Genomic DNA, 15,723 nt, shown 5'->3' with positions numbered 1-15,723 from the left:
GGCTAGACCGGTTGCGCGATCTCCGCCATCGCCCGCCGGGCCGCCCGCGCCCGGAACAGGGCGGCCGCGGCGAACACGCCCGCGCCAAGCCAGATGAAGGCGAAGGACACGGCCCGCAGAGGCGTGAACAGTTCGCCGGTCGCCAGCCCGACGCAGAACTGCAGCGTCGGGGCCAGGAACTGGATGAACCCCATGGTCGACAGCGGCATCCGCCGCGCCGCCCAGGCGAAAAGCACCAGCGGGAACACCGTCGCCGGCCCGTTCAGCAGGGCCCAGCCGAAACCCTCGGGCGTCGCGAACCCGTGGCCCAGCCCCTGCGCCTGCAGCCAGATCACGAACATCAGGCCGAACGGCAGCAGCAGCAGGCATTCGATGAACAGCCCCGTCTGGGCGTCCACCGGAATACGTTTCTTGATGACCCCATACGCCCCGAAGGTCAGAGCCAGGGCGATGGAGATCCACGGCGGCCGTCCGAGCGCGAGGGCCTGGAACAGCACCCCCACGGCCGCCAGACCGATGGCCGCCCAGCCCCATTTGTCGATCTTCTCGCGGAACAGCCACAGCCCCACGACCATGTTGAGCAGCGGGTTGATATAGTAGCCGAGGCTGGCTTCCAGCGTCGCATGGTGCGTCGTGGCCCAGACGTAGATGCCCCAGTTCACCGCGATCAGCACCGTCGCCAGCGCCAGCCAGGCCAGGGGCTTCGGCTGGCCCAGCACGGCCCGCACCTGTTTCGACTGACCGGCCAGCAGCACCAGCCCGCCCGCGAACAGCACCGACCAAAGGGCCCGGTGCGACAGGATCTCGGGCGCGGAAAAGCCCAGCGCCGCCTGCCCCATGAACAGCAGGGGCATGAACCCCCACATGACGTAGCACCCCACCGCCGACAGGAAGGCGGCGCGGGTCGGGGTCGGCGTGGGGGTCGGCGGCGCCATGGCCCTAGACCGTCAGGGTGCGATACCCGCTCTTCGGCTTGATCGTGCCCGTCTCGTCCAGCAGCTGGGCGATCTGGACGGCGTTCAGGGCCGCGCCCTTGCGCAGGTTGTCGGACACAACCCAGAAGACCAGGCCGTTCTCGACCGTGTGATCCTTGCGGATGCGCGAGACATAGACGGCGTGCTCGCCGGCCGCGTCGACGGGCGTGATGTAGCCGTCGTGCTCCTGCTTATCGATCACCAGAACGCCCGGCGCCTCGCGCAGGATAGCGCGCGCCTCGTCGGGGCTGATGGGCTTTTCGAACTCGACCGTCACGGCCTCGGAGTGGCCGACGAAGACCGGCACGCGGACACAGGTGACCGTCAGCTTGATGTTCGGATCGAGCATCTTGTGGGTCTCGTCCCACATCTTCTGCTCTTCGTCGGTATAGCCGTCCTCGTTGAACGACCCGATGTAGGGGATGACGTTGAAAGCGATCTGCTTGGGGAATTTCTTCGGCTTGGCGTCACCCAGGCCATAGATGGCCTTGGTCTGGTTCCACAGCTCGTCCATGCCTTCCTTGCCGGCGCCCGACACCGATTGATAGGTCGAGACCACCACCCGCTTCGCCTTGGCGGCGTCATGCAGGGGCTTCAGCGCCACGACCAGCTGGGCCGTCGAGCAGTTCGGGTTGGCGATGATGTTCTTCCTGCCGGCCAGCTTGATCGCGTCGGGGTTCACCTCGGGCACGATCAGGGGCACATCGGGGTCCTTGCGGAAGGCCGACGAGTTGTCGATCACCATCGGGCCCATCTTGCCGATCTTCTCGGACCAGGCGCGCGACACGTCCCCGCCCGCCGACATCAGGACGATGTCGACCTGCGAGAAGTCGAAGCTCTCGATGTCCTGGCATTTGATAGTCTTGTCGCCCCAGGCGACATCCATCCCCTTGGATTTTCGCGAAGCCACCGCGTGCATTTCCGAAACGGGGAACTCCAGTTCCTCCAGGATGGTCAGCATTTCGCGCCCGACATTGCCGGTGGCGCCCACGATAGCGACGGAATAGCCCATCTAGTTTAGTCCTTCGGACGCGCTAACGCTCGGCTCACGGAGCCTCGCTGCTTGAGCGCGATTTTGGTGGGGAGGTTAGGAGAGTTTATCTCCTGACTTCGCAATTAGGCCTTCGCGTGTGCGAAGCAACCGCTTTTCAGGCTTGGGCAGGCCGTTTATGCCCCAGTTCCATGCCGTCACACATCGCCCGCGCTTATGCCGATCGTCTCAAGTCCGGCCAGTGGACAGCCGATCCGGCCCAGAAGGCGGCCATCGACACCCTGACCCGGCTGGAGAAGGACCTCGGCAAGCGCGGTCTCTTCGGCGGCGTTCCCGAGGTGCGCGGCGTCTATCTCTGGGGTCCGCCCGGGCGTGGAAAATCCATCCTGATGGACCTGTTCTGCGCCAGTGCGCCGGAGCCGCGAAAGAGCCGGGCCCACTTCCACGCCTTCATGGCCCGCGTCCATGACCTGATCCGCCAGTGGCGCGAGGGCGACAAAAAGGCCCGTCAGGGGGTCTTCGGAACCCACAAGGGCGACGACCCCATCGAACCCGTCGCGGCCCTGATCGCGTCCGAAGCCCGCCTGCTGTGCTTCGACGAACTCCAGGTCACCGACATCGCCGACGCCATGATCCTGGGCCGGCTGTTCGACGCCCTGTTCGAGCGCAAGGTCGTCGTCTGCATCACCTCCAACCGCGCCCCCGACGCCCTCTACAAGGACGGCATCAACCGCCCCCTGTTCGTCCCCTTCATCGAACGCATCAAGCAACGCTGCCAGGTCGTCGAGCTCTCGGGCGCCCGCGACTGGCGCCTCGACCGGATCAAGGCCTCGCGCGTCTGGTACGATCTTGGAAGGCAAGAGGGGGGGGAGGGCGGCGCCCGGCGCGAGGGCTTCGAACAGCTGTGGACCGACCTCAAGGGCGACATGCCGGAATGCCCGGCCCATCTGGCCGTCCTCGGCCGTGACGTGGTCATCCAGCGCACCGCTGGCGGCCTGGCCCGCGCCACCTTCGCCGAGCTGTGCGAACAGCCGCTGGGGCCGCAGGACTATCTGGCCATCGCCGCGCGGTTCCACACCCTGTTCCTCGACGGCGTGCCGCTGCTGACCCCCGACAATCGGCAGGCCGCCCGCCGTTTCGTCACCCTGATCGACGCCCTGTACGAGGCCAAGACCCGGCTGGTCGCCATGGCGGCGGGCGCGCCGGAACAGCTCTACCCGGCCGGGGACGGCGCCTTCGAGTTCGAACGGACGGTGTCGCGCCTCAACGAGATGTCCAGCCAGTCCTGGCTCGAGACGGCCGCCCACGCGGACTGACAGCCTTGGGTTCGCCGCAAAGCCGCCTAGGGTGGCCCGATCAACGGAACACGCCCATGAAATCCCTCGTCCTCGCCGCCGCCCTCGCGGCGCTCGCCGCCCCCGCCTTCGCCCAGACCGCGCCTTCCGCGCCGGCTGCCGAGGCCGCGCCCGCCCGCTGGAGCGGCCTGACGGTGGCGGAGATCACCGGCCGGCTGACCGCCGCCGGCCTGGTCGTCGCCCCGCCTCAGACCAACAACGACCGGATCTATCTGCGCGTCGAGGACGGACCCCTGCGCTGGGTCATGACCCTGTTCTCCTGCACCAGCGGAAGCTGCCCGGACGTCCAGTTCACGGCCGTCTTCTCGGGCGCCAACGCCACCCCCGACATCGTCTCGCGCTGGAACGGCGGCCGCCGCTTCGTGAAGGCCTTCCATGCCGCGCCCGAGGAAGAGGGCGGCGAACCCCAGGCCGTGGCCCAGTACGACGTCCTCCTCAGCGCCGGCGCCGGCCCCCGGCAGCTCGACGACCCGATCCAGGTCTGGCGCAGCCTCGCCGTCGACCTCGGCCGCACCGTCGCGACGGAACAGCCGGCGGCGGCGGCCCCGGCTAACTGACCCTCTCCCCTTGCGGGAGAGGGCTTGAGCGCCCGCAAGCATGGCGAGCGGTCTTGCGCGAAAGGGTGAGGGGTCTTGCTGCCGCTGGACGGTGAGACCCCTCACCCGCCCGCGCCAGAACGGTCGCTATCGCGACCGTGCGCGGCCTCCCTCTCCCGCAAGGGGAGAGGGAGCCGACAAGTTTAAGCCAGCGAAGGCTCCAGATCCTTGCAGGACTGGATCAGGCCCTGCACCGACGCAACCGACTTGGCGAACATCGCCTTTTCTTCGTCGTTGGTGGTGAACTCGACGATCTTCTCGACGCCGCCGGCGCCCAGCAGGGCGGGCACGCCGACATACAGATCCGACAGGCCGTATTCGCCCGACAGCCAGACGGCGCAGGGCAGGACGCGCTTCTGGTCCAGCAGGTAGGACTTGGCCATGGCGATGGCGCTCTCGGCCGGGGCGTAGAAGGCCGAGCCGGTCTTCAGCAGGGCGACGATCTCGCCGCCGCCCTTGCGGGTGCGGGTGACGATGGCGTCCAGATCGGCCTGCGACAGGAAGCCGGCCGCGACGGCGTCAGGCAGGGGCAGGCCGCCGATGGTCGAGTGGCGCACCATCGGCACCATGTCGTCGCCGTGGCCGCCCAGGGTCCAGGCGTGGATGTCCTGAACCGAGACGCCGGTCTTTTCCGACAGGAAGTAGGCGAAGCGGGCCGAGTCGAGCACGCCGGCCATGCCGACGACCTTCTCGTGCGGCAGGCCCGAGAACTTCTGCAGGGCCCAGACCATGGCGTCGAGCGGATTGGTGATGCAGATGACGAAGGCGTTGGGGGCGTGGGCCTTGATGCCCTCGCCGACGGCCTTCATGACCTTCAGGTTGATCGAGACCAGGTCGTCGCGGCTCATGCCGTCCTTGCGGGGCACGCCGGCGGTGACGATGCAGACGTCGGCGCCCGCGATTTCCGAATAGGCGTTGGCGCCCTTCAGCGAGACCGACGAACCGAACACGGCGGTGGCTTCGGCGATGTCGAGCGCCTTGCCCTGGGGGGTGCCCTCGGCGATGTCGAACAGGATCACGTCGCCCAGGGCTTCGCGCGCGGCCACATGGGCCAGGGTGCCGCCGATCATACCGGCGCCGATGAGGGCGATCTTCGCGCGAGCCATAGAGTCTTCTCCGTAAGGGCTTTGTTGCGGTGCGATGTCAGAAACCGTCGGGCGGCGGTCTAGACCCGGTGCGGCATGGTCGCAAGCGGGGAAGCGGGGGTTTACCGGCGACGCCCGTCCTGCGACGGTCGCCGCTTCATAGACGAGGAGCCGACCCCATGCGCGCACCCTTCGCCGCCGCCCTTCTTTTAGCCTCTGTCGCGGCCCCTGCGATGGCCCAGACACCCCCCGCCACCATCGGCCAGCAATACGTCCCCGCTCCGTGGTGGATGCGCGATCCGGTGATCGCCTCGATCGGCTATGTCCGGGTCGAACTCCAGGCCAACCGCGCCGGCTTTTCCGCCACCTTCCAGGTCGTCGACCGCAGCGTCGCCGAGGCCTCGCGCAAGGCCGCCGACCAGGTTCGCGCCCTGTCGCAGACCCTGGCCGCCTATGGCGTCGACACGGTCCGCGTCGAGACCAGCCTGACGACCCAGCCCCTGTACGACCAGTACCGCGACGAGAACGGCATCCTGCGCGACAACACCCGCGCCGACCGCATCGAACGCTATCAGGCCCAGGCGACCGTCAGCCTGAACGTCCGCGACACGGCCCTGCTGGAGCGGATCTACGCCACGGTGGTCGCTTCCCAGCCCAACTCCATCGGCCAGGTCTATTTCAGCCTGGAGCCCGACAACGTGGCCAAGTCCAACCTTGCTGCGGCGGCCATGCGCGACGCCCGGGCGCGCGCCGAGGCGGCCACCCAGGGCGCCGGAGCGACCCTCGGCTCTGTCCGGGTCATCGATCCGACCGGCCGCGCCTGCCAGACCGACGTCCTCGCCGGCTGGCCCTCCTATGGCTCGGGCGCATCACAGGCGACCACGGTCTCGGAAGACGTTGTGGTCACCGGCAGCCGGATGAGCCGCTCGGCCATGGCCCCGCCGCCCCCGCCGCCGCCGCCCGCCCCCATGGGCGGCGCCGCACCCAGCGAGGCCCAGATCGAGGCGGCGCGCCTGGCGCTGCAGCCCCCGCTTCAGGTCCTGACCGACCAGGCCTGCGTGGTCTACGGCCTGAACTGATGTCCGTTTTCGTCGTCGACCCGGCCTTCGCGGCCGGGTCCGTCTTCGCCGCCGACTGGCCCCTGTGTCACGTCCGGCTGCAGGACGACGCCCGCTTCCCCTGGCTGATCCTGATCCCCCGGGTCGCGGGCGCGACGGAGCTGGAACACCTGTCGGTCTCCGACCGCACGGCCCTGATGGAGGAGATGATCCGCGCCGGCGCGATCGTCCGGGCCCTGGCCGAGGCCGCGGGCCGGCCCATAGACAAGCTCAACGTCGCCGCCCTCGGCAATGTCACGGCCCAGCTGCATGTCCATGTGGTCGGCCGCCGCCGCGACGACGCCCTGTGGCCCGATCCGGTCTGGGGGCGCGGGTCGGCCCTTGCCTGCGATCCGGCCGCGAGAGCGCGCGCCCTCGATCTGATCGATCTCGGTTAGGCGTCCGGCGTTCAGCGCGTCAGCGTGACCGTCCGCTCGCGCCCGCCGAGGGCCAGGGTCCCCGTCCACCCTTCGCCGGACGGCGACAACGACAACCGCCCGCCGTCCAGATCCAGCACCAGAGCCCCGGCCGACCGTTCCGCCGCCGTCAACGGACCGACCTCGGCCTGGGCGTCCGCCGTGCGATAGGCGCCTTCGAGCGGCTTCGTCTCACCCTGATCCATCAGCGACAGCGTCATCAGATCGCGCCCGGCCTCGTCCTTCAGCCGCCAGCGCCCGTCCAGCGGCCCCATCCGCGCATCCATGTTGCGCTCGGCGTTCGCGACGCCGGAGTCATAGGCGTTGTCCGCTCGCGACGGCGCGTGTTCGTAGCTGCGGCGGTAGGCCTCGACCGACACCGGGGCGGTGATGACGCGCAGACGGGTGTCGCCCCCGCCGTCGCCTTCCGCCGTCACACGCCCGAAATTCGACGGCGGTTCAAAAGGACGCACCACCGGGGCCTGATAGACCTGGGCCGTATAGGCCACGGGCCCCGACTGCATCGGCGAAACGGTGAGGGAAATCAGTGCGAAGACCAGCATGAGCGCGAGAGTGTCGTCTCGCGGCGGTCATGGCTAGAGCTTACCTTCAGCACGCGAAATCGTGATCGGTTCCCCGCAGTGCGTGAAGAGCGTGACGGCAAGCCCGTTTTGCACTGCACCCTCGCGTTGACACCGGCCCGCGACCGTCCGTAAAGCCTGTGCCAATCGCGCTTGACGCCTGATCCGTCTCAGCTTTTTGAGAACCATTCGCATGTCGAACCCTACCGGCGACGCGGCCGACGACCAGACCGGTCGCTTCGTCCCCCAGCCCAACGGCCGCCCACGTCCCCTGTCGCCACACCTTCAGACCTGGCGCTGGCACATCACCATGACAGCCTCGATCCTGTTCCGCGTCACCATCGGTGCGGCCAGCGTCGGCGCGATCTTCGTGGTCGCCTGGCTGGGCGCCGCGGCATTCGGGCCTGACGCCTGGGCCGCCGCACTCGCCCTCGCCGCCTCGCCCCTGGGTCTGCTCGTCGGCTTCGGCCTGACGGTGGTTCTGTTCTCCCTCCTCCTCAACGGCGGACGCCACCTGATCAATGACACGGGCGCCGGCCTGTCGATCAAGTCGGCCGACCTGCTGTCCTCGATCGCCGTCTACGGCCCCGTTCCCCTGGCGATCCTGGTCTGGGTCGCCCTGTTCGCCACCGGGAGGGTTTCGCTGTGAGCGCTTCGGTCCAGTTCAAGAACGGCGTGAAAGTCTCCGAGCGCCACGGCGCCGGCGAATGGACGCTGGAAAAGATCCTTCTGGCCCTGATGATGCCTCTGGGCGTCTGGCTGCTGTCGACCGCCTTCACCCTCGCGGGCGCCGGATACGACGTCGTCCTCCAGTGGTTCGCCAGCCGGCTGAACGCGGGCCTGCTGATCGTCACGGCCCTGGTCTTCTTCGGCTTCGCCAGCCTGGCCTGGAAGGTGATCGTCGAGGACTATATCCACAAACCGGGTTCCAAGGCCCTGCTGCTGGGCCTGCTGAACCTCGTCTTCCTCGCGCTGGCCGCCGCCAGCGTCTTCTTCATCGTGCGGCTGGCGCTGGGTTCGGCGCCGCTGCCGGCCGGTTTCGGGATCTGAATCGAGAATGGCTGACTATAAAATCGTCGATCACGAATATGACGTCGTTGTCGTCGGCGCCGGCGGCTCGGGCCTCCGCGCGGCCCTCGGAGCGGCGCAGCAGGGGCTGAAGGTCGCCTGCGTCACCAAGGTCTTCCCCACCCGCTCCCACACCGTGGCGGCCCAAGGCGGCATCTCCGCCTCGCTCGGCAACATGGGCGAGGATTCGTGGAAATGGCACATGTACGACACCGTCAAGGGGTCGGACTGGCTGGGCGACCAGGACGCCATCGAATACCTGGTCCGCGAGGCCCCCAAGGCCGTCTACGAGCTCGAACACTGGGGCGTGCCGTTCAGCCGCACCGACGAGGGCAAGATCTATCAGCGCGCCTTCGGCGGCATGACGAAGAACTACGGCGAGGGCCCGGTCCAGCGGACCTGCGCCGCCGCAGACCGCACCGGCCACGCCATCCTGCACACCCTCTACGGCCAGTCGGTCCGCCGCGAGGTCGAGTTCTTCATCGAGTATTTCGCCCTCGACCTGATCATGCAGGACGGCAAATGCACGGGCGTCACGGCCTGGAAGCTCGACGACGGCACGATCCACCAGTTCCGCGCCAAGCTCGTCATCCTGGCGACCGGCGGCTACGGCCGCGCCTATTTCAGCGCCACCTCGGCCCACACCTGCACCGGCGACGGCAACGCCATGGTGCTGCGCGCCGGCCTGCCGCTCCAGGACATGGAGTTCGTCCAGTTCCACCCGACCGGCATCTACGGCTCCGGCTGCCTGATCACCGAGGGCGCACGCGGCGAGGGCGGCTACCTGACCAACTCCGAAGGCGAGCGGTTCATGGAACGCTACGCCCCCTCGGCCAAGGATCTCGCCTCGCGCGACGTCGTCTCGCGCTCCATGACCATGGAGATCCGTGAGGGTCGCGGCGTGGGTCCCAAGAAGGACCACATCTTCCTCCACCTCGACCACCTCGATCCGAAGATCCTGCACGAGCGCCTGCCCGGCATTTCGGAAAGCGCCAAGATCTTCGCCGGCGTCGATGTGACCAAGGAGCCGATCCCGGTCATCCCGACCGTCCACTACAATATGGGCGGCATCCCCACGAACTATCACGGCGAGGTCCTGACCAAGGTCGGCGACAACGCCGACACCGTGGTCCCCGGTCTGATGGCCGTCGGCGAGGCCGCCTGCGTCTCGGTCCACGGCGCAAACCGCCTCGGCTCGAACAGCCTGACCGACCTGGTCGTCTTCGGCCGCGCCGCGGGCCTCCGCGCCGGCGAGGTGGTCGACAAGGCTGCGCCCGTCCCGACCGCCCCGGCCTCGGCCACGGCCGAGCATCTGGCGCGTCTGGACCGCTTCCGCTTCGCTGACGGCTCGCAATCGACCGCGAAACTGCGCAACGAGATGCAGCACGCCATGCAGTCCGACGCCGCCGTCTTCCGCACCGGCGAGACCCTCGACGAAGGCGTCGCCAAGCTCCGCGGCATCGCCGCCCGCTCGGCCGACATCAAGGTCACCGATCGCGGCATGATCTGGAACACCGATCTGGTCGAGGCGCTGGAGTACGACAACCTGATCAACCAGGCGCTCGTGACCATCGAAAGCGCGGCCAACCGCAAGGAAAGCCGTGGGGCCCACGCCCGCGAGGACTTCCCCGACCGTCACGACGACGAATGGATGAAGCACACCCTGGCCTGGAAGAAGCCCGGCGAGGGCGTCGCGATCGATTATCGACCGGTCCACACCTACACGATGTCCTCGGACATCGAGTACATCAAACCCAAGGCTCGGGTGTACTAACCATGGTCCAGCTCACCCTCCCCCGCGGCTCCGCCCCGACCAAGGGCAAGGTCCACAAGGCCCCCAAGGGCGCAAAAAACGTCAAGACCTACAGGGTCTATCGCTACGACCCCAACGTCGACGCCAACCCGTCCTGGGACGTCTTCGAGGTCTCGGCCGACGACCACGGCCCGATGCTGCTGGACGCCCTGATCCACATCAAGAACGAGATCGACCCGACCCTGTCGTTCCGGCGCTCGTGCCGCGAGGGCATCTGCGGCTCCTGCTCGATGAACATCGACGGGCGCAACACCCTGGCCTGCACCAAGGGCTGGGACGAATGCTCGTCCTCGACCATCGCCATCGGCCCCCTGCCGCACCAGGCCGTGGTCAAGGATCTCGTCACCGACCTGACCCTGTTCTACGCCCAGTACGACTCGATCAAACCCTACCTCCAGTCCGACGATCCGGACCCGACCACCGAGCGGCTGCAGAGCCCCGAGGACCGGGCGAAGCTTGACGGCCTCTACGAATGCATCCTGTGCGCCTGCTGCTCGACCTCCTGCCCCAGCTACTGGTGGAACCAGGAAGAGTACCTCGGCCCGGCGGCCCTGCTGCAGTCCTACCGCTGGATCTCGGACAGCCGCGACGACAAGACCCAGGAGCGGCTCGACGACCTCGAGGACCCGTTCAAGCTCTACCGCTGCCACACGATCATGAACTGCGCCCAGGTCTGCCCCAAGGGCCTGAACCCCGCCAAGGCCATCGCCGAGACCAAGAAGCTGATGATCGCCCCGGGACGTAAGAAGCAGGCGGCCTGACCTTTGGCCAAAATTAGATATATCGAGCACGACGGCCGCGAACATGCCGTGGAGGTCAAGTCGGGCCTCTCCGTCATGGAGGGCGCGATCCGCAACAATGTCCCGGGCATCGACGCCGACTGCGGCGGCGCCTGCGCCTGCGCCACCTGCCATGTCTATGTCGACGAGGCCTGGCGCGACGCGACCGGCAAGCCCTCGGCCATGGAGGAATCGATGCTCGACTTCGCCGAGGAGGTGGAGCCGAACTCGCGCCTGTCGTGCCAGATCCGGGTCTCGGACGCCCTCGACGGCCTGATCGTCCGCCTGCCGGCCAACCAGCACTGATCATGGTCGACCCGCGGCTGATCCAGGCCGTGGACGATCTGATCCGCCGCCACGAACGGCCGGGCCACATCCCGCTGATCGCCATTGCGGGCGCGCAAGGGTCCGGCAAGAGCACCCTGGCCGCCGGGGCGGCGCGAACCCTGTCCTGCGCCACCCTGTCCCTCGACGACGTCTATCTGACGAGGGCCGAACGCACCGCCCTCGCCGCCCGCCTCCATCCCCTGTTCGCCGTCCGGGGGCCGCCGGGCACGCACGACCTGGGCCTGCTGGACCAGACACTGGCCCGGCTGCGCGCCGCCGTCCCCGGCGACCGCACGCCTGTTCCATCCTTCGACAAGCTCGCCGACGACCGACGCCCCGAAACCGACTGGCCCGTCTTCAAGGGCCGCCCCCGCGCCATCCTGCTGGAAGGCTGGTGCCTCGGCGCAACGCCTCACGGGCCGTCCGAACTGGCCGCATCCATCAATGATCTGGAGCGGATCGACGACCCCGACGCCGTCTGGCGCCGCGCAATCAACCATTCACTGGCGACCGGCTACGCCCGCCTGTTCGCGACATTCGACGCCCTGTTGTTCCTGAAGGCTCCCGGCTTCGACCGCGTCCTCGACTGGCGCGCCGAACAGGAGGTCGGCCTCACCGGCGCCCCCGTTCCCGCCGCCCGCCGCGCCGAACTGGCCCGCTTCATCCAGTCGTTCGAACGCATCAGCCGCCACATGCTGGCCGGAGGCGTCGCCGCAGACATCGTCGTCGAACTGGACGAAGACCGCGGCATCCGGCACATCCGTGACCACGGCGGCGCCTGACGCGTTCGTCGCGCGTTGAGTACCGTGGCCTTGACCCAACCCATCGACCGTCGCCTCCAGCCCCGCTCGCCGGCGAACGCGCGCGCCGTCCTCGTCGCGCCCGGGCTTGAGATGGCCTGCGTGATCCTCGACACCTCGGCGGGCGGCCTGAAGGTCCGCACGGACCGCCAGCTCGCCCTGCCGCCAAAGGTCACGATCGTCGACATCGCTGCGGGCCTCGCCATCGAGGCCGACGTCGCCTGGCGCAAGGGCGTGGAGGCCGGCCTCACGCTGAAGGGCCAGTCGCCCCTGCGCGGCCTCGTCCCGTCCCGTCTTCTCCCGGCTCGCGAAGCCTGGGTCAGGGCCGGCGGCCGCTGACCGTTTAGCGAAACAAGCCGTCGCTCAAGCAGCGAGACGCCGCGCGTCGAGCGTTAGCGACCAAACATGTCGCTCAAGCAGCGAGCGACCGCGTCGCGAGCGTTAGCGACCCTAATCAATATCTTTCATGGTCCCGGCATTGATCGCGATCCGCCCGATCAGCCCCTTCACGATCAGGTCCAGCGGCTGGCCCTCGCGATAGTCGGCGGCGGCGACGAAGTTCACCCGGTCCTCGGAGATCAGCGAATAGATCTTCTTCTGATCCTTCTCGGAGTTGCGCGGATCATAGACGGCGATCGAGAAGCCGCCCTTGGTGTGCATCATCTTCATGGTCGGCACGTCGGTGTCGCCGTCGCCGAGGAAGATCATCCGCTCGAACGGGATGGCCCGATCCTCGTCGGCGGTGAACCGGTTGATCCGCTCGTGGTCCCAGTGGTTCAGGACGCCCTTGTTGATGCGGAACAGATACTGGGTCTTGGTCGTGTAGTTGACCCCCACCGCCGGCCAGATCGCCACCCCGTGGTCGTCATAGGCGAACTTCGACGCAAAGACGTGGTGGAAGGCGTCGCGGATCGGACAGCCGTCGATCATCTCCTCGAGCCCCGCCGAGATGATGTAGTGCTCGATCTCCAGCCCGTATTTGGCGCCGATGGCGTCGATCCGCTCGAACCAGCCCTTGCCGGTCAGGTCCGACTTCAGGCCGTCGAACAGCTTCACGTCCTGACCGTGCTCCGCCAGCAGCTTCTTCGTGATCGGCTGGTCGCTGTGCCGCGCCCGCTGCAGCATCAGCTGCATGTACATCAGGATGTTGTCGCCATCGGCCGACTTGGTCAGCCGGTCGGCTTCGCCCCAGAAGTCGCCGATCCCCATCCCCACCGAGGGAATGAAGGTGACCTCCTGCATGTTCCCCCGCGCCAGGGTCCCGTCGAAATCATAGATCAGGGCGGTCTTGAGAAGCTTGTCGGCCATGCTGGCCTCCTGCGCAGGTCTTGGGGCTCGGAAATTAGGGCTTAGGGAGTCATCGGGAGCGGCTCAAGCGGTCGCGTCGCTTCCAGGCCCTAAGCCCTAAGCCCTACGACCTAACCCAGCGCCAGCTCCGGCGCCGCGGCCCCGCTGTCCGCCTCCAGCGGCAGATGCAGGATGAAGGCCGCGCCCTTGCCGGGCTCGCTTTCCACCTCGGCCCAGCCGCCGTGCAGCTCGACCAGCGCCTTGACCAGGGCCAGACCCACGCCCGGCCCGCCCCGCTCTCGCTTCACGAACCGGTCGAAGACGTGCGCCTGCAGGTGATAGGGGATGCCCCGGCCCGTGTCCTCGACCCGGATGCGGATCTCCGACGCGTTGGCCTCGGCCCGCAGCGACACCGACCCGCCCTCCGACACCGACCGCCCGGCATTGTCCAGCAGGTGGTCGACCGCCTGGGCCAGTCGCCGCGCATCGGCCCGGATGGCCGGCAGGTTCGCCGCCGCGACGGCCTTCAGGGTCGCGCCGCGGCCCTCGATTCTCGGCCGGTGCTTCTCGACCGCCTCGGCGAACAGATCGCGGATGCGCACGTCGCCCAGCGACAGCTCCATCTCGCCCGCATCGATCTGGGCCATGTCCAGCACGTCGTCGATCGAATGGGCCAGCTGCCCGGCCGCGACCCGGATCGCCCCCGCATGCTGGCGGCTGCGCTCCGGCAGGTCGCCCATGGTCTCCAGAAGTTCGGAATAGCCGACGATGGTCGTCAGCGGCGTCCTGAGCTCGTAGCTGACCGAGCCCACGAACTCCCGCTTCAGCGCCTGACTTTCCTTCAGCGCCGCCTCGCGCTGGGCCAGGGCCTGTTCCAGCTCGCGCCGCGCCGTCACGTCCGAAAACGCCACCAGCGTCGCCCCGTCGGGCAGGGGCCGGGTCTGCCAGGCCGCCGTCCGCCCGTCGGTCGTCCGGCCTTCGCCCGAGACGGCGATGCGGCTCTCCGGATCGGGGTCCGCCACCCGCGCCTTCAGCCCCAGCCACAGGGCCGCGTCGGGCAGGGCGGTCTTGCACAGCTCGGCGATGGCGTCGAAATCCCCGGCCTCTTCCAGCCGCTCGGCCGACAGGCTCCAGAACTGTTCGAACGCCTCGTTGTGCAGCCGCAGCCGCCCGTCCGAGCCGAACACCGCCACGGCGTCGTTGAGCTTGTCCAGCGTCGCCGTCTGCACCTGCAGCTGGGCGTTGAACCGGCTGCGCAGGCTCAGTTCGCCCGTGATGTCCGAGAACAGCAGCAGGATCCCGCCCAGCGGATGCGGCTGGCGCACCAGTCTCAGCGTCCGCCCGTCAGGCAGGGACCAGCTGTCGTCGGCCGCGGCCTCCGTCGCCTCGTAGAAATCGAGCTCGGACTGTTTCCAGCCGGCATAGTCGATGACCTCGGGCAGCATCCGGCGCTGACGCAACCGGTCCAGCAGCTCGGCATGGGTCGGCCGCTCGTCCAGCCAGGCCGGATCGAGATTGAACAGGGTCTGGAAGGCCGTGTTGTGGAAGGCCAGCCGCCTGGACGGCCCGAAGATGGCGACCGCATCGGCCAGATGGTTCAGGGTCTCGTCATGGGCCTCGACGTGACGGCGCAGGGTGTCGCGCGTCTCCTCGGCCTCGGTCATGTCGATAGCGAAGACCAGCACCGGCCCGCCAGGGCCCGCCGCCCCGCCCGAGAACAGGGGCTCGGCCAGGATCTTCCACGCCCGGCGACGCCCGTCCCCGGCCGTCCAGCGGAAGCCTTCCTGATGCGTCCCGACGCGCGCGGCCTCAGCCGCCAGCTGGTCGGCGCCCCGGTCGAAACTGGCGTGGGTCTCGCGCGCCGCATCGACCGTCGCGCATTTGACCTCGGCCAGCCAGGCCTTGTTGGCCCAGACCAGACGCCCGTCGTGGTCCACGACCCAGGTTGGCGACGGCGAGGCGTCGGCGATCAGCCCGGCCCCGAAGCCATGCTCGCCGGCGCCCTCGCCATGCCCCGCTCCGTGCCCCACGCCCTCGATGTCCGCCTGGGACACCGTGCGCGCCACGGGCGACAGCCTCAGCCAGGCCGTGCCGTTGACGGCGCTGCCTTCGATCTTCCAGTCGTCGCCGTCGTGCGCCTCGAACGGCGTCCCCTCGGCCAGCAGGGCGTCGATCGCCTCTGGCAGGCCCGCATGCAGCGCCTCGGCCAGGGCCGCGCCCGGCGAGCCCTGCACATCCTTGGCGAACGCCTGCCGCACAGCCTCGATGGTCTCGTCCCGCCCCAGCAGGAGCGGCGGCTCGCCCGGCGTCAGGCCGATGCGCACGTCGTCGAAGGCCGACAGGGCGCCGGCGTGCTGGGCCCGGCTCTGGGCCGCCGCCGCGCGTTCCCGCTCAACCATGGATTCGCGCAGGCTCACGGCGCGGCGCAACCGCCACGCCCAGACGCTGATCGACAGGGCCAGCCCCGCCGCTCCCGCCGCCGCCGCAAAGGCGATATCGGCCTCCGCCATACCCGTTCACCCGCTGGATCGAATCGCGACCATAGCCGAAGCCG

The 15,723-nt window shown here is 68.6% G+C and carries 17 protein-coding genes; 11 read left to right on the top strand and 6 right to left on the bottom strand.

What is annotated here, in order from left to right; genetic code table 11:
* Nucleotides 1-2: 2 nt before the first annotated feature.
* Both rarD and ACW17Y_RS00165 read right to left on the bottom strand, forming a co-directional pair.
* On the bottom strand, nucleotides 3-935 hold the full coding sequence (rarD, locus tag ACW17Y_RS00170) for an EamA family transporter RarD (RefSeq protein WP_492036770.1): 933 nt from the start codon (nucleotides 933-935) through the stop codon (nucleotides 3-5).
* Nucleotides 936-939: 4 nt separating this feature from the next.
* A complete protein-coding gene (locus tag ACW17Y_RS00165) occupies nucleotides 940-1,986 on the bottom strand; it encodes an aspartate-semialdehyde dehydrogenase (RefSeq protein ID WP_492036769.1) in 1,047 nt (348 codons plus the stop codon).
* Nucleotides 1,987-2,156: 170 nt separating this feature from the next.
* On the opposite strand from ACW17Y_RS00165, the gene zapE reads away from it, so the two are divergent.
* Nucleotides 2,157-3,281, top strand: coding sequence for a cell division protein ZapE (zapE, locus tag ACW17Y_RS00160; protein WP_492036768.1), 1,125 nt, complete (start codon nucleotides 2,157-2,159; stop codon nucleotides 3,279-3,281).
* A 56-nt stretch (nucleotides 3,282-3,337) separates the two neighbouring features.
* The gene (locus ACW17Y_RS00155) at nucleotides 3,338-3,877 is read left to right on the top strand and encodes a YbjN domain-containing protein (protein ID WP_492036767.1); all 540 of its coding nucleotides are present in this window, start codon (nucleotides 3,338-3,340) and stop codon (nucleotides 3,875-3,877) included.
* Between the two features lie 182 nt (nucleotides 3,878-4,059).
* On the opposite strand, the gene mdh is transcribed toward ACW17Y_RS00155, so the two are convergent.
* Nucleotides 4,060-5,022 (bottom strand): malate dehydrogenase, encoded by a 963-nt coding sequence (mdh, locus tag ACW17Y_RS00150; RefSeq protein WP_492036766.1) that lies wholly within the window; start codon nucleotides 5,020-5,022, stop codon nucleotides 4,060-4,062.
* A 158-nt stretch (nucleotides 5,023-5,180) separates the two neighbouring features.
* Here mdh and ACW17Y_RS00145 point away from each other — a divergent pair, with 158 nt between their 5' ends.
* Together ACW17Y_RS00145 and ACW17Y_RS00140 are read left to right on the top strand one after the other, a co-directional pair.
* The gene (locus ACW17Y_RS00145; protein WP_492036765.1) at nucleotides 5,181-6,080 is read left to right on the top strand and encodes an SIMPL domain-containing protein; all 900 of its coding nucleotides are present in this window, start codon (nucleotides 5,181-5,183) and stop codon (nucleotides 6,078-6,080) included.
* Nucleotides 6,080-6,496: an HIT domain-containing protein gene (locus tag ACW17Y_RS00140; protein WP_492036764.1), complete on the top strand. Its 417-nt coding sequence runs from the start codon at nucleotides 6,080-6,082 to the stop codon at nucleotides 6,494-6,496. The genes ACW17Y_RS00145 and ACW17Y_RS00140 overlap by 1 nt, the downstream gene beginning before the upstream one ends.
* A gap of 11 nt (nucleotides 6,497-6,507) precedes the next feature.
* Here the strand turns inward: ACW17Y_RS00140 and ACW17Y_RS00135 are convergent, their stop codons facing one another.
* Nucleotides 6,508-7,077, bottom strand: coding sequence for a hypothetical protein (locus tag ACW17Y_RS00135; protein WP_492036763.1), 570 nt, complete (start codon nucleotides 7,075-7,077; stop codon nucleotides 6,508-6,510).
* A 211-nt stretch (nucleotides 7,078-7,288) separates the two neighbouring features.
* Here ACW17Y_RS00135 and sdhC point away from each other — a divergent pair, with 211 nt between their 5' ends.
* From sdhC to ACW17Y_RS00100, 7 genes are read left to right on the top strand one after another with little or no spacing between them, the layout of a single operon-like run.
* Nucleotides 7,289-7,744: a succinate dehydrogenase, cytochrome b556 subunit gene (sdhC, locus tag ACW17Y_RS00130; protein ID WP_492036762.1), complete on the top strand. Its 456-nt coding sequence runs from the start codon at nucleotides 7,289-7,291 to the stop codon at nucleotides 7,742-7,744.
* Complete coding sequence (gene sdhD / locus ACW17Y_RS00125; RefSeq protein WP_492036761.1) at nucleotides 7,741-8,145, top strand: succinate dehydrogenase, hydrophobic membrane anchor protein; 405 nt, start codon at nucleotides 7,741-7,743, stop codon at nucleotides 8,143-8,145. The genes sdhC and sdhD overlap by 4 nt, the downstream gene beginning before the upstream one ends.
* A 7-nt stretch (nucleotides 8,146-8,152) precedes the next feature.
* On the top strand, nucleotides 8,153-9,937 hold the full coding sequence (gene sdhA, locus ACW17Y_RS00120) for a succinate dehydrogenase flavoprotein subunit (RefSeq protein WP_492036760.1): 1,785 nt from the start codon (nucleotides 8,153-8,155) through the stop codon (nucleotides 9,935-9,937).
* Between the two features lie 2 nt (nucleotides 9,938-9,939).
* Nucleotides 9,940-10,737 carry a succinate dehydrogenase iron-sulfur subunit gene (locus tag ACW17Y_RS00115; RefSeq protein ID WP_492036759.1) on the top strand — a complete coding sequence of 266 codons (798 nt, stop codon included), beginning with the start codon at nucleotides 9,940-9,942 and terminating at the stop codon, nucleotides 10,735-10,737.
* Nucleotides 10,738-10,740: 3 nt separating this feature from the next.
* Nucleotides 10,741-11,061, top strand: a complete 321-nt coding sequence (locus ACW17Y_RS00110) for a 2Fe-2S iron-sulfur cluster-binding protein (protein ID WP_492036758.1) — start codon at nucleotides 10,741-10,743, stop codon at nucleotides 11,059-11,061.
* Nucleotides 11,062-11,063: 2 nt separating this feature from the next.
* A complete protein-coding gene (locus tag ACW17Y_RS00105; RefSeq protein WP_492036757.1) occupies nucleotides 11,064-11,864 on the top strand; it encodes a kinase in 801 nt (266 codons plus the stop codon).
* 24 nt (nucleotides 11,865-11,888) lie between these two features.
* Nucleotides 11,889-12,221, top strand: a complete 333-nt coding sequence (locus ACW17Y_RS00100; RefSeq protein WP_492036756.1) for a PilZ domain-containing protein — start codon at nucleotides 11,889-11,891, stop codon at nucleotides 12,219-12,221.
* Nucleotides 12,222-12,332: 111 nt separating this feature from the next.
* On the opposite strand, the gene ACW17Y_RS00095 is transcribed toward ACW17Y_RS00100, so the two are convergent.
* A complete protein-coding gene (locus ACW17Y_RS00095; RefSeq protein WP_492036755.1) occupies nucleotides 12,333-13,190 on the bottom strand; it encodes an HAD family hydrolase in 858 nt (285 codons plus the stop codon).
* A 110-nt stretch (nucleotides 13,191-13,300) separates the two neighbouring features.
* A complete protein-coding gene (locus ACW17Y_RS00090; RefSeq protein ID WP_492036754.1) occupies nucleotides 13,301-15,679 on the bottom strand; it encodes a sensor histidine kinase in 2,379 nt (792 codons plus the stop codon).
* Nucleotides 15,680-15,723 lie beyond the last annotated feature (44 nt).

The sequence above is a fragment of the Brevundimonas sp. AVps7 genome (assembly GCF_058681545.1).
Note: the sequence above shows the minus strand (reverse complement) of the source record. Positions and strands in the feature narration are given on the sequence as shown.

What these genes read in the sequence shown, in the direction of transcription:
- rarD (WP_492036770.1), bottom strand. Translation starts at nt 935, where the DNA reads ATGGCGCCGCCGACCCCCACGCCGACCCCGACCCGCGCCGCCTTCCTG.
- ACW17Y_RS00165 (WP_492036769.1), bottom strand. Translation starts at nt 1,986, where the DNA reads ATGGGCTATTCCGTCGCTATCGTGGGCGCCACCGGCAATGTCGGGCGC.
- zapE (WP_492036768.1), top strand. Translation starts at nt 2,157, where the DNA reads ATGCCGTCACACATCGCCCGCGCTTATGCCGATCGTCTCAAGTCCGGC.
- ACW17Y_RS00155 (WP_492036767.1), top strand. Translation starts at nt 3,338, where the DNA reads ATGAAATCCCTCGTCCTCGCCGCCGCCCTCGCGGCGCTCGCCGCCCCC.
- mdh (WP_492036766.1), bottom strand. Translation starts at nt 5,022, where the DNA reads ATGGCTCGCGCGAAGATCGCCCTCATCGGCGCCGGTATGATCGGCGGC.
- ACW17Y_RS00145 (WP_492036765.1), top strand. Translation starts at nt 5,181, where the DNA reads ATGCGCGCACCCTTCGCCGCCGCCCTTCTTTTAGCCTCTGTCGCGGCC.
- ACW17Y_RS00140 (WP_492036764.1), top strand. Translation starts at nt 6,080, where the DNA reads ATGTCCGTTTTCGTCGTCGACCCGGCCTTCGCGGCCGGGTCCGTCTTC.
- ACW17Y_RS00135 (WP_492036763.1), bottom strand. Translation starts at nt 7,077, where the DNA reads ATGCTGGTCTTCGCACTGATTTCCCTCACCGTTTCGCCGATGCAGTCG.
- sdhC (WP_492036762.1), top strand. Translation starts at nt 7,289, where the DNA reads ATGTCGAACCCTACCGGCGACGCGGCCGACGACCAGACCGGTCGCTTC.
- sdhA (WP_492036760.1), top strand. Translation starts at nt 8,153, where the DNA reads ATGGCTGACTATAAAATCGTCGATCACGAATATGACGTCGTTGTCGTC.
- ACW17Y_RS00115 (WP_492036759.1), top strand. Translation starts at nt 9,940, where the DNA reads ATGGTCCAGCTCACCCTCCCCCGCGGCTCCGCCCCGACCAAGGGCAAG.
- ACW17Y_RS00105 (WP_492036757.1), top strand. Translation starts at nt 11,064, where the DNA reads ATGGTCGACCCGCGGCTGATCCAGGCCGTGGACGATCTGATCCGCCGC.
- ACW17Y_RS00095 (WP_492036755.1), bottom strand. Translation starts at nt 13,190, where the DNA reads ATGGCCGACAAGCTTCTCAAGACCGCCCTGATCTATGATTTCGACGGG.
- ACW17Y_RS00090 (WP_492036754.1), bottom strand. Translation starts at nt 15,679, where the DNA reads ATGGCGGAGGCCGATATCGCCTTTGCGGCGGCGGCGGGAGCGGCGGGG.